Annotated in this window: 20 protein-coding genes, 2 riboswitches and 1 other annotated feature; of the genes, 4 read left to right on the top strand and 16 right to left on the bottom strand. The window is 36.0% G+C overall.

Translation table 11 applies throughout. The features are described from left to right. Positions 1-53 precede the first annotated feature (53 nt). Both DN389_RS01465 and DN389_RS28315 read left to right on the top strand, forming a co-directional pair. A complete protein-coding gene (locus tag DN389_RS01465) occupies positions 54-1325 on the top strand; it encodes a murein hydrolase activator EnvC family protein (RefSeq protein WP_060489543.1) in 1272 nt (423 codons plus the stop codon). A gap of 102 nt (positions 1326-1427) precedes the next feature. Next, positions 1428-1589 (top strand): hypothetical protein, encoded by a 162-nt coding sequence (locus tag DN389_RS28315; RefSeq protein WP_001096004.1) that lies wholly within the window; start codon positions 1428-1430, stop codon positions 1587-1589. A 30-nt stretch (positions 1590-1619) separates the two neighbouring features. Here the strand turns inward: DN389_RS28315 and DN389_RS01470 are convergent, their stop codons facing one another. From DN389_RS01470 to DN389_RS01525, 12 genes are all read right to left on the bottom strand, one after another. Next, the gene (locus tag DN389_RS01470) at positions 1620-2975 is read right to left on the bottom strand and encodes a sodium-dependent transporter (RefSeq protein WP_000665462.1); all 1356 of its coding nucleotides are present in this window, start codon (positions 2973-2975) and stop codon (positions 1620-1622) included. A 111-nt stretch (positions 2976-3086) separates the two neighbouring features. Next, positions 3087-3334 (bottom strand) — a binding site (T-box leader). Between the two features lie 61 nt (positions 3335-3395). Further along, positions 3396-4013, bottom strand: a complete 618-nt coding sequence (locus DN389_RS01475) for an NAD(P)-binding protein (protein ID WP_000283336.1) — start codon at positions 4011-4013, stop codon at positions 3396-3398. Beyond that, complete coding sequence (locus tag DN389_RS01480; protein WP_149236758.1) at positions 3988-4743, bottom strand: sirohydrochlorin chelatase; 756 nt, start codon at positions 4741-4743, stop codon at positions 3988-3990. Before DN389_RS01480 ends, DN389_RS01475 begins: the two co-directional genes overlap by 26 nt. 1 nt (position 4744) lies before the next feature. Next, positions 4745-5521: a uroporphyrinogen-III C-methyltransferase gene (gene cobA, locus DN389_RS01485; RefSeq protein ID WP_149236759.1), complete on the bottom strand. Its 777-nt coding sequence runs from the start codon at positions 5519-5521 to the stop codon at positions 4745-4747. 85 nt (positions 5522-5606) lie between these two features. Next, positions 5607-5807 (bottom strand): DUF3906 family protein, encoded by a 201-nt coding sequence (locus DN389_RS01490; protein ID WP_000366913.1) that lies wholly within the window; start codon positions 5805-5807, stop codon positions 5607-5609. A 10-nt stretch (positions 5808-5817) separates the two neighbouring features. After that, positions 5818-7440 (bottom strand): nitrite/sulfite reductase, encoded by a 1623-nt coding sequence (locus DN389_RS01495; protein ID WP_088121717.1) that lies wholly within the window; start codon positions 7438-7440, stop codon positions 5818-5820. A 145-nt stretch (positions 7441-7585) separates the two neighbouring features. Beyond that, positions 7586-8197, bottom strand: a complete 612-nt coding sequence (gene cysC / locus DN389_RS01500) for an adenylyl-sulfate kinase (RefSeq protein WP_000380517.1) — start codon at positions 8195-8197, stop codon at positions 7586-7588. Between the two features lie 12 nt (positions 8198-8209). Further along, the gene (gene sat / locus DN389_RS01505; RefSeq protein WP_098802269.1) at positions 8210-9346 is read right to left on the bottom strand and encodes a sulfate adenylyltransferase; all 1137 of its coding nucleotides are present in this window, start codon (positions 9344-9346) and stop codon (positions 8210-8212) included. A 38-nt stretch (positions 9347-9384) separates the two neighbouring features. After that, complete coding sequence (locus DN389_RS01510; RefSeq protein WP_088121715.1) at positions 9385-10089, bottom strand: phosphoadenylyl-sulfate reductase; 705 nt, start codon at positions 10087-10089, stop codon at positions 9385-9387. Positions 10090-10175: 86 nt separating this feature from the next. Then, positions 10176-10319 carry a YezD family protein gene (locus DN389_RS01515; protein WP_000116163.1) on the bottom strand — a complete coding sequence of 48 codons (144 nt, stop codon included), beginning with the start codon at positions 10317-10319 and terminating at the stop codon, positions 10176-10178. A gap of 72 nt (positions 10320-10391) precedes the next feature. Continuing rightward, positions 10392-10500: riboswitch (SAM riboswitch) on the bottom strand. Positions 10501-10617: 117 nt separating this feature from the next. Beyond that, on the bottom strand, positions 10618-11934 hold the full coding sequence (gene lysA, locus DN389_RS01520) for a diaminopimelate decarboxylase (RefSeq protein WP_000280662.1): 1317 nt from the start codon (positions 11932-11934) through the stop codon (positions 10618-10620). A gap of 180 nt (positions 11935-12114) precedes the next feature. After that, positions 12115-12296: riboswitch (Lysine riboswitch) on the bottom strand. A gap of 89 nt (positions 12297-12385) precedes the next feature. Continuing rightward, a complete protein-coding gene (locus DN389_RS01525; RefSeq protein ID WP_179196619.1) occupies positions 12386-12781 on the bottom strand; it encodes a DUF3888 domain-containing protein in 396 nt (131 codons plus the stop codon). 254 nt (positions 12782-13035) lie between these two features. Between DN389_RS01525 and DN389_RS01530 the strand changes: the two genes are divergently transcribed. Together DN389_RS01530 and pssA are read left to right on the top strand one after the other, a co-directional pair. After that, positions 13036-14922 carry an LTA synthase family protein gene (locus DN389_RS01530; protein ID WP_088121713.1) on the top strand — a complete coding sequence of 629 codons (1887 nt, stop codon included), beginning with the start codon at positions 13036-13038 and terminating at the stop codon, positions 14920-14922. 182 nt (positions 14923-15104) lie between these two features. Further along, positions 15105-15806, top strand: coding sequence for a CDP-diacylglycerol--serine O-phosphatidyltransferase (gene pssA / locus DN389_RS01535; protein ID WP_000285422.1), 702 nt, complete (start codon positions 15105-15107; stop codon positions 15804-15806). Positions 15807-15835: 29 nt separating this feature from the next. On the opposite strand, the gene DN389_RS01540 is transcribed toward pssA, so the two are convergent. The 4 genes from DN389_RS01540 to hisI all read right to left on the bottom strand — a co-directional run bounded on the left by DN389_RS01540 (position 15836) and on the right by hisI (position 18546). Then, entirely contained in the window at positions 15836-16807 is a 972-nt protein-coding gene (locus DN389_RS01540; RefSeq protein WP_098802267.1) for an NAD(P)-dependent oxidoreductase, read from the bottom strand. A 147-nt stretch (positions 16808-16954) separates the two neighbouring features. Further along, on the bottom strand, positions 16955-17122 hold the full coding sequence (locus DN389_RS01545; RefSeq protein ID WP_001118875.1) for a DUF4025 domain-containing protein: 168 nt from the start codon (positions 17120-17122) through the stop codon (positions 16955-16957). 67 nt (positions 17123-17189) lie between these two features. Then, the gene (locus tag DN389_RS01550) at positions 17190-18209 is read right to left on the bottom strand and encodes a histidinol phosphate phosphatase domain-containing protein (RefSeq protein ID WP_088121711.1); all 1020 of its coding nucleotides are present in this window, start codon (positions 18207-18209) and stop codon (positions 17190-17192) included. Between the two features lie 13 nt (positions 18210-18222). Next, positions 18223-18546: a phosphoribosyl-ATP pyrophosphatase gene (gene hisI / locus DN389_RS01555; protein WP_000426349.1), complete on the bottom strand. Its 324-nt coding sequence runs from the start codon at positions 18544-18546 to the stop codon at positions 18223-18225. Positions 18547-18553: the final 7 nt, after the last annotated feature.

Below are 18553 nucleotides of genomic sequence, written 5' to 3' on the forward strand. Positions count from 1 at the left end.
ACACTCTTCTTCTTATGATATATAACATTCATAGGGAAAGGAGCCAGACAACCATGAAAAAGAAATTTGCAGCGTTTAGTGTTTTAGCAGCAGGAACACTTTTTGTTTCTCCGTTACTTTCACCCGTATACGCTGAAACGAATCAAGATAAATTATCTAATATTCAATCTGAATTAGAAGGAAAACAAAATGACTTACAAAATAAATCAGCTGAGAAAGAACAAATAGAAAAAGAAATTCAAGAATTACAAAAGAAAATTGATGACTTAACTACTTCTATTAATAAAAACGAAGCTGAATTAAACGATACAAAAAAAGAAATTAGTAAAACACAACAAATAATTACTGAAAAAAAGAAACATATAGAGCAATTACAAACAAACATAGATACGCGTCAGGAAGTTATTAAACAACGTTTACAATCTATGCAAGAAAAACCTCGTACAAACATCATTACAGAGGTATTAACAAATTCTACAAACATTGCTGATCTTGTTGATAATATGTACTCTGTAAGTTTAATTTTAAACAATGATACAGATATTGTGAAAAAACAAACAACTGACCAAAATGCTGTGGCGAAAGAAAAAGAGGCTGTTGAGAAAAAAGAGCAACAACTGAAAGAATCCGAGCAAAAATTAGAACAAAAACAGCAAGAATTACAAAATAACCAACAACAGCAGCAAACCTTTATTAGCGATCTACATACGAAAGTAGCAAAAGTAGATTCAGAGATTGAAGGATTAGAAGAATCTAAAGGCATTTTAGAAAATCAGCGTCAAGCTGTTCAAAAAGCAATTGAAGAAGAAAAACGTGCCGAAGAGGCTCGTAAAGCTGAAGAAGCTCGCAAGGCGGAAGAAGCTCGTAAACAAGCTACTACATCTGCTCAAACAGCTCAAGCAGCTCCAACACCACACGATACAAATATTGGCGGGTTTATTAAGCCAGCAGCTGGATCAAAAACTTCTGGGTTTGGCGTGCGCTCTATAGATAACCATAAAGGAATCGATATCGCAGCTTCAGGAACCGTTCCAATTATTGCCGCTGCTGATGGCGTTGTTATCCGCTCGGAATTATCATCTAGTTACGGAAACGTTGTGTACTTATCTCACCGTATAAACGGAAAAACATATACGACAGTATATGCTCATATGAGTAGCCGTTCTGTATCAAATGGACAAACTGTAAAACAAGGCACTCAACTTGGATTCATGGGAAATACTGGCCAATCATACGGGCAGCATTTACACTTCGAACTTCACCTTGGAGAATGGAATGTCGGTAAGACAAACGCAGTGGATCCATCTTCTTATATCGGATTATAAAAAAACTCGGTTCATACCGAGTTTTTTTTATTTCCACTTCACACACTATAGGCATTCCACATAGACTACAACTAAATGCCCATATTTTACGAGGTGAATCATATGAATACACAATTACAACAGAAAATAGAAGAAGCTAGAGAAACTTACATTGGCCGGTTATTTACATTTGGCGGCTCAGCATTATTTTTAATCGGATCATTCATTGCTGTCGTCACAGCCTATAAAGCGTATAATCGTTTAGTGAATACACCTACAACATAATAAAAAGACGGAGAAATCTCCGTCTTTTTATTATGCAAACATTTTAAATACGCCTATCGCATTTAAAAATACAATAATTACAGTTACTGGAATAACATAACGAAGCAAGAAGAACCAAATATTAAATAATGTTTTCCCTTTCGTTTCCGTAACTTCTAATTCTTTCATTAACATTTCTTTACTCATTTTATTTGGTACGAATAGTGAAATGGCTAGTACTCCGAGCGGCAATAATACATTACTTACCGAAAAATCGACGAAATCAAAGAATGTCTTACCAAATATTTTCACATCACTCATAATTCCAAACGATAATGCTGACGGGATTCCAACTGCAAAAATAAGAATACCAATTAATAATGATGCTGACGGACGCTTTTTCTCATTATCTTTCGCAACAGATGCTACTACAATTTCAAGCATGGAAATCGCAGATGTTAAAGTTGCAAAGAAAAATAAAACTAAAAACATAATGAAGAAAAATTGTCCAAATGGTATTTTCGCAAATACTGCTGGAAGGACGATAAACAGTAGTCCTGGTCCTTCAGTCGGCTTAACGCCTAATGCGAAAATTGCCGGGAAAATTGCTAATCCTGCAAGTACTGTAATAAAAACAGTTAAACTTACAATAGATGTTGCTGATTTAGCTAAATGTTCTTCTTTCTTCAAGTACGAACTATACGTGACCATTACTGAGGCACCTACTGTTAGCGAGAAGAACGATTGTCCCATCGCGTATAAAATCGTATCTGCTGTCAGCTTTGAAAAATCTGGTTTCAAGAAGAACTCTACCCCAGCAAAAGCACCATCGAGTGTTAACGCACGAATAATGATTGCAATAAACAAAATAAATAATAGCGGCATCATATACTTACTTGCCTTTTCTATTCCCTTCTCTACACCTTTACTTACTACAAAAATAGTACAAAGCATAAAGATAAATTGCGCTCCAATCGCGCTTACTGGATTTGAAATCGTTTCACCAAACAATTTCCCATAATCAACAACACCATTCCAGAAGCTCCCTGTAACACTATAGTATAAGTACAGTAAAATCCATCCACCTACAACACTATAAAAAGAGAGTACACTAAAACAAGTAACAACTCCCATGCGACCAATCCAAGGATATAACTTGCTATTTGGCACCAATACTTTATACGCTGTAACTGCCTCTTTTTGAGTACTACGTCCAATAACAAATTCAGCTAAAAGAAGCGGCATACCTATAAATACAGTTAATAGTAAAAATACAAGGAAGAATGCGCCTCCCCCACCATTACCTGCAACATACGGAAATTTCCATATGGCACCAAGACCTACTGCGGCTCCGGCTGCTGCGAGTACAAAGCCTATTTTCGACGTCCATTGCTGTGTTTCTTTCATCATAAATTCTCCTTTTCTGAATATTTAAACTTTTGTTAATTATACACTTTCATTTCATACTCGCACACCTCCTTTAGAAAATAAAAAAGTCCCCTACACGCAAATATGCATGTAGAGGACGATATATGTAATGTAAATACCGTGGTACCACCTCAATTGGATTGATAAATCCCACTTGTTCAAGTACAGGAAAACTCCGATACTCTATCCTTTTAACGGCGGAACCCGGGTTGCCTACTACAATGTTCAACATACCTCTCGCAAGCCCATTCTGTATATTTTATCGTACCGGGCTCCCACCTTATCCCAGCTCTCTGAACGTATCAAATATACATACTCTTCTTGCTCATCGATTTCATTTATTGAAGTTACTTGTGATTATAAATTATATTTTTATAGTTGTAAAGTACAATTTATTCATTATCCTATATGAACTCTTCTCTCTAATTCTTGTAAAAACAATTCTCTTTTTTGTTCATTTTGAACATATATCGACTTTAATACTTCTTGCAACAATATATTTCTCTCTCTTTTCTCTATTTGTAATTCTTTCACTTTTATTCTAACTTCGTATAAAAAATCAAGATACGATCCATACGCCTCATCATATTTATTTGCGATATCATCACGAATTTTTTTTGCCAGTTTCGGACTTGCTCCTCCAGTTGAAACAGCCACATTCAATAATCCACGATGAATTGCCGCCGGAAAATGAACATTGCCACTTTCCGGGTTCGTAATAACATTTACTAACTGATTCTCTGTGCTATCTTCAGCAATTTGTTCATTTAATACGGCATCACTACTCGCTGCAACAACTAAAAAAGCACCTTGAATATCACTTTTTTCATACTCCCTTTGATACCAACGAATCTGCTTTTCTTCCACTAGTTTCACTAAATTCGCATCCAATTCAGGACTTATCACAACTATATCCGCACCTTGTTTTAGTAAAGGAATAATTTTGAATCCCGCGACTTTTCCTCCACCAATGACAACAACACGTTTCTTCTCAACTCGCACTGTAAGTGGATACATATTGATCTCCCTTCAATAATTTCTTCGTTTTCTGAATTAACATATATTGAAATGCTTCATTCTTTCCTAAATACGGACTTATTTTTATCTCATCCAACTCATATTGGCGCACTTCTTTTTCAATATGTTTCATAAGTAAACCTGTAAATAATAAGTAAGGCAGTACAACGATATTCTTTTCTTTTCGTTCAACAACTTCCTTTAACTTCTCCTCAAATTTCGGCTCGGCAGCCGCTAAATAACAAACCTCTACTTTTTTAATTTTCTCTTCATGTTGAAATAAAGAAGCAATCCAGTTTATATCTCTTAATACTTCAGGATCACTACTCCCTCTTGCAGCGAGAAGTAGCGTCACTTCATTCTTATCTTCCTGTTCAATTCCACTTCCGCTATACACCGATTTCACAAGTGTTTCTGATACACCAAACGGGTTACCGTAGGTCACTTTAACATTCGAAAATTGATTATTTAACTTTTCCAATTCAAACGGTATATCTTTTTTCACATGACCTGCCGCTAATAAAAAAACTGGAATAACAATAATCTCTGTAGCACCACGCTTCACACATGTACGGAACCCTTCATCAATCGTTGGACTCGCTAACTCTAAAAAACAAACTTCTTGAATACTTGCCTCTACACGGTTCATGCATGACGTAATAAATGCAACCGCTTCTTCTTTAGCTGCTTTCAAACGACTTCCATGGCATATATATAAGATGGCTTTCATTTTATAACACTCCACTTACTTCATAGGTACTTTCTGTCTGTTTCTCAAACCAATGGATTTTTTCTCTAAAACGGACCACTTCTCCAATTACAATCATGCTCGGATTTTGAATTTGTTCTTTTTTTGCAACATCCACAATTGTTCCTAACGTCCCAACAACTGTGCGCTGCATTGATGTCGTTCCCCGTTCAATAATAGCAGCAGGTGTACTTTTGTCTTTTCCATGCTTCATCAGTTGTTCACATATGTAGGGTAAATTGCTAACCCCCATATATACAGCTAAAGTCTCTACACCTTTCGCTAAATTTTCCCACTTCACTTCTTCTTCAGCACCTTCTTTCCTATGCCCTGTCACAATAGCAAAACTTGCACTTGCATCACGATGTGTCACTGGAATGCCAGCATAAGCAGGAGCAGCTATTCCAGCTGAAATACCAGGAACGATTTCAAATGGTACACCTTGCTTTGCTAACGCTTCAGCTTCTTCTCCTCCTCTACCAAATACAAATGGATCGCCGCCCTTAAGTCTCGTTACAACTTTTCCCTTTTTCGCATATTTAATAAGAAACGTGTTAATCGTCTCTTGCTTCATCGTGTGATAATTTGGTAGTTTTCCGCAATAAATTAAATCTGCTTCAGGCTTTGCGTATGAAAGTAACTCTTTATTCACGAGACGGTCGTATAAAATAACGTCTGCCTTCTCAATACATTTCAACCCTTTCACAGTAATTAACTCTGGATCACCAGGACCTGCACCAACGATATAAACCTTCCCCATCATCTCTCCTCATTTCTACTATTAAAGTGAAACTTCCATCCTTATATACGAATGGAAGTTTTCATTATTTCGTATTACCTTTTCCCTACTCATGAATAACAAATGCTGCACCTTTTCGAATCTTCTTTTTTTCAAATAGGGAAATCTCCTTTACTTCTGGTAACGGTAAAAAATGCTTTTCAAGCTCTATCTCCGCGAGCTTAAATGCCTGTTCTTCACTTTGAGCAACAACAACAATCGGAACAATACTATTTACTAACACAGCTTCAAATCGATATAAATCCATATTGTCCCTCCTAAGACGCTATTACTTCTTCTAACACAGTATTTAATGCTATTTGTAATGTCTCTATACCAACACGGCCGACAAAATCATAAAACGTTTCAGCTGGTAATTTATTCTCTTTGAAATAACCTATAAATGATGCAAGTACATCAGGTAGATCCTCGCCATCTATTTTCCCTTTTAACTTTTGATTGTAAGCACCGCCATCTAACAATGTTCCACCTACGTATATTTCAAATGCTTCAACAATTCCTTTTTCCTTCGTTTTCATTTTCACCCCTTGTAATCCAATGTCAGCAATTTGACGTTGACCACATGAATTCGGGCACCCTACCATATGAATACGAACTGGAACATCGAGTGCAATTTGTGTATCTAAGTATTCGGCAATTTTTCGCAATCTTTCTTTCGTTTCTACTAAAGCAAGATTGCAATATTCAATACCGGTGCAGGAAACTGCATGACCAATAAACGATTTTGGACTTGCTGATATGGCTTCAAACAACGGCTCATTTAGTAAACCCGTCACATTTTCTGGCGGAACATTCGGAATAATGAAGTTTTGCGAATTACATGTACGAATCTGTCCATTTCCATACTGCTTAGCAATTCTTGCAATCTCAAACATTTCTTCTGCATGTAGACGTCCTACCGGCACATTAAAACCTACATATTTTAGTCCATCTTGTTTTTGATCTTGAACACCATAAAAGTATCCCGCATTCCATCCTTTGAGAGCACTTTCTCCTTTACTTTGCAATGGTCCTATATACTCTATTAGTTTTTCTTTAAATTTCTCTGCTCCCCAGTCTGCAACTAGAAATTTCAAACGGGCTAAATGACGTTTTTCGCGGTATCCAAAATCACGGAATATTGTAGCAATCGCAATTGCTACCCCCTTCACTTCTTCTGGTAAAACGAATACATCTAATTCATTAGCTAAATATGGACGAGCTGATAATCCACCGCCTACTTTTATATGAAAACCAACTTTTTTCTCACCATCTATTTCTTTCGTAGCAGGTGTAAATGCAACACAGTTAATCTCTGCGTTTGCTGAATTATAAATGTTAGAACTAATAGACATTTTAAATTTACGCGGTAAGTTAGAAAACTCTTCATTATGTTGGAAATAATCATATACCTCTTTCACAATACCCGTTGTATCAAACAGTTCATTTGCATCAATACCAGCAAGTGGATTCCCTGTAATATTACGCGTTATATCACCACACGCCCCCGCTGAAGATAACCCAACTCTTGCTAATCTTTTAAAAATATCTGGAATTTGATGAATTTCTAACCAATGAAACTGAATCGCCTGTCTTGTCGTAATATCTATTACGTCACGCCCATAATCCTCAGCGATAGAAGCAAGCACTTCTGCCTGTGCATTCGTAATAATCCCTGAAGGAATATTTACACGCATCATAAAATATCCAGCTTCTTTCGGTCTTTGTAAATATAACCCTGCCCATTTGAATGCGTCCCACTCTTCTTTCGGAATAGATTCGAAGCCATTTTCTGCATAGTAAGGAATATCATTAAAGATTTCCAATCCATCTTTTTTCAATTTATTTTTCTCAGTCTGATTTAATTTTTCATTGCTAGCCCATACTTTTTCATAACTCATTTTTTATCCCCCTATATAAAGTGAAACTTTAATCAGTAGGGAGTGTTCATCCCCCACTGATTATTAGTTGAACCAATCGGGCATTAACGGGCAGTTCATTTCCCACCTAACTTCTTTGCCCTAGCCAAATTTTGAGATGGGAGTTCTACTGCCCGGCAAATAGCGGGGTAAAACCACGCTCTTGTAAGTACTTCACGATTTGTTCTGCACATTCTTCAATAGAATACTTGTGCGTTTCTACAATTAACTCTGCTTTCTCTGGCTCCTCATACGGTGAATCAACACCAGTAAACTCTTTAATATCACCCTGTCTTGCCTTTTTGTATAACCCTTTTGGATCACGTTTTTCACACTCTTCAATTGGACATTTTACAAACACTTCTATAAACTCATCTGCTGCTAATAGATCTCTAACTTGTTTTCGGTCTACTCGAAACGGTGAAATAAACGCTGTAAGAACAACAGTACCTTGATCTACAAATAGCTTCGCCACTTCACCAATCCGTCTTATATTTTCCATACGATCACTTTCAGAAAAACCTAAGTCTTTATTTAAACCGTGGCGTACATTATCTCCATCTAGTACATAGTTTCCAATATTCTTTTCAAATAGTTTACGAGCAACCGCGTTCGCCACCGTAGATTTACCTGAAGCTGATAGACCAGTAAACCAAACTACAAAACTATGATGCCCATTCCTTACTCTTCTCTCATCTTTTGAAACAGATGCTGTATGCCAAGTAATATTCGTATCCATGTCATTCTCTCCCTATTCTGTTACTACTTCTTTTTTCAAACCTTTAATTAGCACTTCCACTACTTCTTTACGACTAAATGTACTCGGCGGAACCTCACCGTTTCTTAATAGTTCTCTTACTTTCGTACCTGATAAAATGACATGATCCTCTTTTCCGTGTGGGCATGTTTTCGTCGAAGCCATCGCTTCACATTTCGTGCAGTAAAAGCTATGTTCAAAAAATAACGGTGTAATCCCTAACTCTTCCACTGTAAAGTTTGTAAAAATTTCTTGTGCTTCATAAGTCCCGTAATAATCTCCTACTCCTGCATGATCGCGCCCTACGATAAAGTGGGTGCAACCAAAATTCTTTCTGACTAATGCATGGAATATCGCTTCCCTCGGTCCTGCGTAACGCATTGCTGCAGGAAATACACCTAAAAAGACACGATCTTTCGGATAATAGTTTTGAAGTAATACTTCATAGCTTTCCATCCTTACATCAGCAGGAATATCGTCCGACTTCGTTTCCCCAACGAGTGGATTTAAAAAGAGACCATCTACAATTTCAAGGGCAGATTTTTGAATGTATTCATGGGCACGATGTACCGGATTTCTCGTTTGAAATCCAACCACTGTTTTCCAACCACGTTTTTTAAATTCTTCTCTCGTTTCAATTGGATCTAAATGATAAGAAGGAAACGGATTATTTTCAAAGCGTTTTGTAAGAATAATGGCTCCCCCGACATAAACGTTCGGTCGTTCATATAATTTTTTCACTCCTGGATGAGCCTCATCCGTCGTTTTATACACAAGTAACGCTTCTTTTTCCTTGTCAGGTACAAAAATATCTTCTATTTGAATGACACCATATACATTTTCAGCATTAACAAGTTTTACTTCCTCTCCAGCTTTCAGACTCCCTGCTACTTCTTCTGTTACTGGTAATGTAATCGGTATACTCCATACGCTCCCGTTTGCTAAGCGAAGCGTTTCTACGACCGAATCATAATCTTTCTTTCCTAAAAAACCAGTAAGTGGGCTATATGCCCCTGTCGCTAATAGCTCTAAATCACTTAACGCAATGTTGTCTAGTTCAATTTCTTTTTCGATTTGTGATAAGTCGTAAGTCTCGTCTATACGATTTATTAATTCGTTTCTTGTACTCATTTTCTATTTCCTCTCTTAGCTTTATTTTCAAATTCATCTTATTGGTAATGAAGACCACATTCTGTTTTCACTTTCCCAGACCACCTACCATCTCTCGAATCGCCACCCTCACCTACAGGTAACGTACACTTCTCACACCCAATACTTGGATATCCAACATCATGCAGCGGGTTATACGGCAAGCTATGTTTGTATACATACCGCCACACTTCTTTCCACGTCCAATGAATGAGTGGACAAACTTTAATAGATTGAAAGCGATGATCTTGATTTATAAACTTTGTATGCTTACGTGTTTCTGATTGTTCCCTCCTTAAGCCCGAAATCCACGCTTTTTCCGCTGCTAATGATTTTTCTAACGGTAAAATTTTTCTAATTTTACAACAAAGGTTCGGATTACTTTCCCATAATTTCTCACCATGCAACTTCGCTTGTTCATCAAGCGTAAGTTCCGGCTGTTTTTCTATAATATTTAATGAAGGAAATCGTTTCCGCACTTTTTGAATTAATTCATACGTTTCTTGAAAATGAACATTCGTATCTAAAAATACAACTTTAGCAGATGGATTTACTTGGTTTATAAGATGCAGCAATACCATCCCTTCCACTCCGAAGCTACATGCGTATACAATTTCACTTTTATATTCTTTATAAGCCCAACTTAATACTGATAGCGCGCCTTTCGTTTCATCTTCTTCTGAAAATGAAATATTATTTTCTTCCCACGTTTCATACGTCAACATGTTCTTTCCCCCTGTAAAAGCAAAAAGACGGTTTTAACCTAATATAATAGGTTAAAACCGCCTCTAGTTTTTCTAGTCAGCGCTTTTTACTTTAAACGTACCTTTTCACTTTTCTCTAATTGAATGACTTTCCCATCTTGCACAACAATTGTAATTGAACCATATTTCATATCAGCAAGCATCGCTTGAATTTTCTCAGATACTTCCTCAAAATGTTCCCGTACACTCACGCGAACAGCCCCCCTTTTTATTCATAAAAAAAATCTTTCCCATTTCGAAAAGACTGTTCGGTAATATATTTTACCTTATCTTTCAAAATGGATTCCATTTTGCTGGATTTAGCACCTTGCTTTCTATAAGCAGGTTGCCGAGCTTCGTCGGGCCAGTTCCCTCCGCTTCTCTTGATAAGCTTTGTATTTGTATTTTATCACAATTCTGATTTTTTTCAATCCTAGTTTTCCGATATATTTTAATTATTTTATTTTATAAAAAAGGAATTGCCCATCCGAACAACTCCTTTTTCCTCATTTAAACAAGTTCTTTAATACGTATGCGATCGTTCCCAATAATATTTTCATATGTTTCACGCTCTACAACAATTTGTGATGTGCCGCCCTTCGCGAAGACGACAGCTGGTCTACGAATCCGATTATAATTATTCGCCATCGAGTACCCATATGCCCCTGTACAAGAAATTGCTAGTAAATCGGCTGAAGCAACTTTCGGTAGAGTGATATCCCAAATTAACATATCTCCACTCTCACAGCACTTCCCAGCAATCGAAACAAGTTCCTCATTCTCATCATTCCCTCGATTCGCTAACATCGCTTCATAACGAGCGTTATATAAAGCAGGTCTTAAATTATCAGTCATCCCACCATCCACTGATACATATTTCCGAATACCAGGAATGTCTTTCACAGATCCGACTGTATAAATTGTCGTTCCAGCATCCCCTACAATACTACGGCCTGGTTCAACCCATATTTCTGGCAAGGGATAATTACATACCGTAAATTGTTCCCTCACCGCACTTGTTACAGCTCGCACATATGTCTCAAGAGTTAATGGTGTATCTGACTCTGTGTAGCGTATTCCGAATCCTCCGCCTACATTTAGCACTTTTACTACATAGTTTGTTCGCTCTCTCACTTGTTCTAAAAATTGACGAAGAACTTCAATCGCTCGCACAAAGCCGGCCGTTTCAAATATTTGTGATCCGATATGTGAATGAATCCCTAACACGTTATAATTTGATTTTTGTAAAGCAATCTCAATCACTTGCATCGCTTGACCATTTGACACGCCAAATCCAAATTTCGAATCATCTTGGCCTGTTGTAATATATTCATGTGTGTGCGCCTCTACTCCGGGCGTTACACGAATTAATATGTTCACAAATTTCCCATGTTGCACTGCTAAATCATGCAAAATTTCTAATTCCAAGAAATTATCTACGACAAAACAACCAATATTCGCCTGAAGAGCCATCACAATTTCTTCTTCTGTTTTATTATTGCCGTGAAAATGAATGCGTGATGCCGGAAATCCTGCTTGCAGCGCAGTATATAATTCTCCTCCAGAAACAACATCTAATGACATATTCTCTTCACGAGCCACTCGGCACATCTCCATGCACAAGAACGCCTTGCTTGCATATGCTACTTGATAAGAGAAACCACTTTCTTTAAACGCACGATGAAACGCGCGGCACTTTCCTCGAATTGACTCTTCATCGTATACATAAAGTGGTGTTCCGTATTGTTTTGCTAGCTGCGTCGTATCGCACCCTCCAATTTCTAAGTGTCCTTGCCCATTGATTCGGCTTGTGCCGTGTAAATACATTTGAATTCCTCCCTTATTTCCTCTAAAACTCATAACCCCAATCTTCTATTCATTGCAGCACGCTTTTAGATAGACAAAAAACGCGCGGAACAATGTTCACACGCGTTTCTTATTAGGAAAAATATATATTGAAAAAATAAACGAGTTGTTATCTCCTCAAAATAAGAAACCGCATCAACATCTCCAAATAGCTCTCCATAAAATAAATATTATGACAGTACTACATTTATTCAATGCAGTCCCAATATATGAATAAGATGGTTATTCTTATATTTCGGCAATAGTCCCTTTCAACCTATGATCACAGATTCCATTAAATCTCCCATAGCTTACTCTTTCCTATCGCGGCCTCTACCTTTGAGAGTAGATGAGGTAAGTCTATTTAATTTTCAAACATCTAATTGTTGCTATTAACAATACCAAAGGACCATTTTATTTGTCAAACAATTTTTTATATTGTTTTTTTACAGTTTAATTTCGTATCATTTGGTAAGCGCTTTACTGAAATCTTTGACACTTCCCATTCGCCTTCTTCATTATTAAATGTAATCGTTACCTTCTCAAATGGTGGAGCAATTTTCCCAGCAACTCGTTCATACTTCGTTACTTCAATACTTGCTTGAAATAAATATGTGCCGCTATACACTTTTTTTAAACTAATAATTTTAGGACATTGATATGGCTTCAAGCTCCCATATTGTTTTTCAATTGCGTTATTTATTTTCGGAAATAAAACAGAATAAAGGGCATCTTCCATAAGAGGTGCATCATATTGGGCTACCGACACACTCGGTGAAGCAAAAAGTATAACACTACTGCATACTATAAAATATAATAATTTTCGCATTATAACCTCCGTATTATTACACGATTCTTTCTGCGCACGATAATTATCATACATAGAAACTCCGTTTTATTGTCTCCCACTGCCCTTTTTCTACTCAATTATTATAAAAAAGTCCACAACTCTCTTTTATTTTCGTATAATGATACTCATAGTATAATAAACATAATAACAAAGGACTGTTCGTATATATAAAATGAGGCGCTAATCAAACCGGCTCACAAGAACTGTCATGCTTTTTAGGAGAGGAGTATATTATGCTACAACGTCTGTTTCCAAAACTGCGATTTGCACTCGTTGCAGTCGTTTTATTATGGATAAAAACATATATTGTGTACAAGCTAGCATTTGATATTAAAATTGATAACTTCTTTGAAGAATTTATGCTTTTTATTAATCCACTAGCTGCGTTACTTTTATTTTTCGGTTTTGCTTTACTTGCATCTAAACACCGAAACCGCATTATAGTTGGAATCAGTTTTATACTGTCCTTTATTTTATTTGGAAATGCAATGTTTTATGGGTTTTATAACGATTTCGTTACGTTCCCAGTTTTATTTCAAACAAATAATATGGCTGATTTAGGGACAAGTATAAAAGAACTCTTTACGTACAAAACATTACTTTTATTTGCAGATGCAATTATTTTAATGTTTCTTTCACGTAAATTCCCAGCATTTTGCGACAAGACGCCACTTTCTCGCTCTGAGAAGCGAACTTTCTTTAGCGGTGTAACAGCTCTATTAGCATTACAAATTGTCGTTTCAGTTATTTATAAGCCACAAATGTTCTCACGCTCATTTGATCGTCAAACTGTCGTGAAAAATTTAGGTTTATACACATATCATCTATTTGATATTACACTTCAATCTAAATCTTCGGCTGAACGTGTATTTGCAAGTGGTGACGGGTTCTCTGAAATTAAAAACTATACAGACTCAAAAGATAAGCAAGTTGATAAAAACTTATTTGGAGCTGCAAAAGGTAAAAATGTAATTTTGATTTCAATGGAATCTACACAAAGTTTTGTCATTAATAAAAAAATAAATGGAAAAGAAATTACTCCATTTTTAAATGAATTTATTAAAGATAGTTTTTATTTTGATAACTTCTATCATCAAACAGGACAAGGTAAAACTTCTGATGCTGAATTTATCGTTGAAAATTCACTTTATCCGTTAGACCGCGGTTCTGTATTCTTTACTCACGCAACAAATGAATATACAGCTACACCAGAACAATTAAAAAAATACGGATATTCTTCTGCCGTCTTCCATTCAAACGATAAAACGTTTTGGAATCGTGATGTAATGTATCCTGCACTTGGATATGATCGTTACTTTAATTTAAATGATTACGTAGGCACAGAACAAATGTCTGTCGGTTGGGGATTAAAAGATAAAGAGTTCTTTGAACAATCGATTCCAAAGCTAAAATCTTTACCACAACCGTTCTATACAAAATTTATTACTTTAACAAACCATTTTCCATTTCTTCTAAATCCAGAAGATCAATATGTTGATGAGTTTAATTCGGAAAGTGGTGTTGTAAACCGCTACTTCCCAACCGTTCGTTACACGGATGAAGCTCTGAAATTATTTATTAAACAATTAAAAGACGAAGGACTGTATGATAATTCCGTTATTGTCATTTATGGAGATCATTACGGTATTTCTGAAAACCATAACGCAGCTATGGCTCAGTTCCTTGGGAAAGACGCTATTACACCGTTTGATTCTATGCAATTACAACGCGTCCCTCTCATTATTCATGTACCTGGTCAAGAAGGAAAAGTCATTTCTAAAGTATCTGGTCAAATTGATATTAAACCAACGCTACTTCATTTACTTGGTATTAAAACAAATCAATCAGTTGAATTTGGAACTGACCTATTTATTAAAGAAGAAGATCCACTTATGGTAATGCGTGATGGTAGCTTCGTTTCGGAAAACTATGTTTATACAAAAAACATGTGCTATAAACGAAATACAGGTGAAGAAGCGGACATTTCATTATGTCAACCAAATATTGAAAAAGCAAAAACTGAATTGAAACTCTCCGACAAACTCATTTATGGAGACTTATTACGTTTCGACCCTAACAATCGTTATAAAACCGGAACAATGACAACGAAATTTGAATAACGCCAGAAGCAACTTTTATAAAAGTTGCTTCTTTTTTTACTTATTTTTCAAATCATTCCGCTATGAAATCTTTCACAAATTGGGAATTTTTTTCGTATGAGGAAGAAATTTATGGTATGATAAAATAAGTAAAATTTCATAAACTAATTAAGAATTTATTACAGAAAGCAAGGGATCAGATTTTGTATAGAGCAGCTATTCCAAACTTATTTACGCTCGGAAATTTATATAGTGGATTCTTGTCAATCGGCTATGCATCTTTAGGATATTATAAATCAGCTGCTATTTTAGTACTTATCGGGATGATGTTAGATAGTCTTGATGGACGTGTTGCTCGTTTATTACGTGTTGATTCACAAATGGGAAAAGAGCTTGACTCGCTGGCGGATGTCGTAACATTTGGTGCAGCACCTGCTGTTCTCATGTATTACACATCTTTCTCCAATTACGGAATCATCGGACTATACATAGCGGGACTATTCCCTCTTTTCGGAGCATACCGTTTAGCACGATTTAATGTAACACCATCTTCTACTTCAATGAAATATTTCACTGGGGTACCGATTACAGCAGCGGGAGGGCTTGTTGCTTTCTTAACATTATTTTCACATACCATTCCAAAAATCGTTCTTATTACAGTATTTGTAACGTTCGCATTTTTAATGGTGAGCCGCATTCGTATCCCAAGTTTAAAAGATGTACCAATTCCACGATATAGCATCATTATTACACTATTTCTAGTCGGAATCATTATCACAATGTACCAAACAGGGTTCGGTAATTTTTCTGTTTTCTTATTCATTGCTATTCCACTATATATTTTGTATATGCTATCTCAATTTCTTAGACAAAGACCATCTAAAAGAGCAAATAAAGAAAAATAAGAAACCTTCCGATTCCGGAAGGTTTCTTTTTATTTTGTAACTACTACTTTTTGATTTACAGGTGTTACAGGCTCTTCACTGTTTAATACGGCTAAAATATTTCTTACTGCCATTTCAGCCATCGCATCACGAGTTTCGAATGTTGCATTTCCTACGTGAGGAGCAAGTACTACATTCTTTAATTCTTTTAGCTCTTCTGTAATTTTCGGTTCAAATTCAAACACGTCAAGAGCTGCTCCTTCAATTTCATTCGTTTTTAATGCATGAGCAAGTGCCGCTTCATTCATAATTGGTCCACGTGAAGCATTTACAATATACGCTGTTTTCTTCATCATTTTAAACTGTTCATCATCAATCATATGATGCAATTTCGGATTATAAGCACAGTTAATTGTAATAAAGTCTGCTGTTTGTAATAATTCTTCCAATGTTACATATGTTGCTTCCAGTTCACTTTCAGCTTCAGGCTTTCGATTTGGACCTGTATATAAAACATTCATTCCAAACGCTTTCGCACGCTTTGCAACTGCCTTTCCGATTTCTCCAAGGCCAATAATTCCAATTGTTTTACCATGTACTTCACGGCCTAAGAAAAATAATGGCGCCCATCCATTAAATCCAGTTGTACGACATAATGTATCGCCTTCAGGAATTCTACGTGCAGCTGCTAAAAGAAGTGCAAATGTTAATTCTGCTGTCGCTTCAGTTGATACTTTCGGTGTATTCGTTACCGCAATCCCTTTTTCTCCGGCATACGAGTAATCAATATTATCGTAACCAGCACCGTAGTTTGCAACAATCTTCAAATTAGGTGCCGCATCAATAACTTCTTTTGTCACCTTTGTAGAAAGTAGACTTAACAATGCATCTTTATCTTTTACACGATCTGTTAATTCATCTAAAGAAATTAACGCATCTTTATCGTACATTTCTACATCATGATCCTTTAATAGTTCTAATCCGATTGCTGGAATTTTCCCTGCTACTAATATTTTTGCCACTACTAACACCTCTTCTATAAAAAATAAGATATCTCTTATCTTTCATTGTAAGAAATCCACCTATAAAAACCAAGGAATTTGATCATAGTTTTGAAAATCGACATTTTTTACCCATAAGAAAAGAGGAGATTCATCTCTCCCCTTTTCTTACGCTTTCTCTTGCGATTCTTGTCCAAGCTTTGCATCGATCGTTCCTTCTGCAACTGTATCGCTAATTTGTTCCTCAATAACTGATTGAGATGTAGCATTCGTTTCAGAAGTATAAGCTTGTTGCTGTGCATCTTGTACATTTTGTTTATTTTGTTGTTTCGCCATTTCTTACCCTCCTTTTTATTCTTTCTTATTTTGAACAAAAAGGGTGGTTTTCATCAAAAAATCGTGATCATTTTGAAATTGTTACTTCTTCTTCCAGTAATCTCATCGTTCTTACTCGTTTCGTAAATGTAGCTACGTGAGAAATATCATGATTACGTAACGTCTTTATATTCTCTGCCACATATTTTCCTAAATCATTCGGATAATGAGCATCTGAGGAGAGAGTAACCGGAACGCCATGCTTAGCTAGTACTTGTAAATATAGCGGACTCGGACACATTTCGCGCACAGGATAGCGATAGTACAATCCCGCATTTATTTCCGTTGCCGTATTTGTTTCTACTAACGCACGCGCAATTTCCTTATAATAAGAAAGTTGTTCATTTTCATCTAACCGATAATTAAATACTTTTATGTTATCAAGATGAGCTATAATATCAAATAAATTAGAGCGAACTGCACACTCAACCGTTTTGAAAAACGTATCATATAAAGCATATAAGTCATGTTCCTTAAAATATTCTTTCGTATCTGGATTATCAAATCCCCATCCATTTAAAAAATGAACAGAACCAATTACATAATCAAAATCTCCTAATGCGAGTAAAGATTGTAATTCTTGTTCACCACCAATAAAATAATCCGCTTCAATTCCAAGTTTTAGCGTCACGCCTCGTTTACTCCATCGTTCTTTCGCCTCTTCAATTGCCTTTGTAAAATCATGCAGTGATGTTACCCTTACTTGGTCTAACCATTCCTTCTGTAAACGACCAAGCCTCGAATCACTAATATCGACATATCTTTCATAGTATTCTCTCGCTTCATAAAAACGGTATAAATGATCGACAATACCAACTTCTTTTATACCTTTTTGCAAAGCTTCTTCTAAATATAAATCAATCCATTTCATTGTAAATGGCCCTTCTTTCACACGTCTTTGCAGGCGTTCTTGTGTTTTCACAAGCCATTCCATAGAATGTTTCTCTTCTTTAAGTGGTTCATAATGTTGTAACACTTCATTTATTTTAGCTAGCCATCCTATTGAATATGGCCCTTCTTCTAAATGAATGTGATAATCCACCTTCATCTACATTTCCCCCTTATAATGTATCTATTTCACTTCTGTCCCCTACTCGCGAAAGCTTCCCATTTCTTTCTGTCACTTCCTCCATAACATCTTCTAATGATATATTTTTTTCAGCTAATAAAACAAAGCAGTGATACAATACATCAACCATTTCTTTCACTAATTCTTCTTTGTCATTATTTTTAGATGCGATAATTACTTCCGTGCATTCTTCACCAATTTTCTTTAAAATTTTATCTTCGCCTTTTGAAAATAAATAATTTGTATACGATTCAGGAAGTGGATTTCCCTTTCGTTCTTCAATTGTTTCAAATAGTAATTTAAAGGCATTTTCCATATGTATC

Source organism: Bacillus sp. AY3-1 (assembly GCF_008368785.1).
Taxonomy (GTDB): Bacteria; Bacillota; Bacilli; order Bacillales; family Bacillaceae_G; genus Bacillus_A; species Bacillus_A wiedmannii.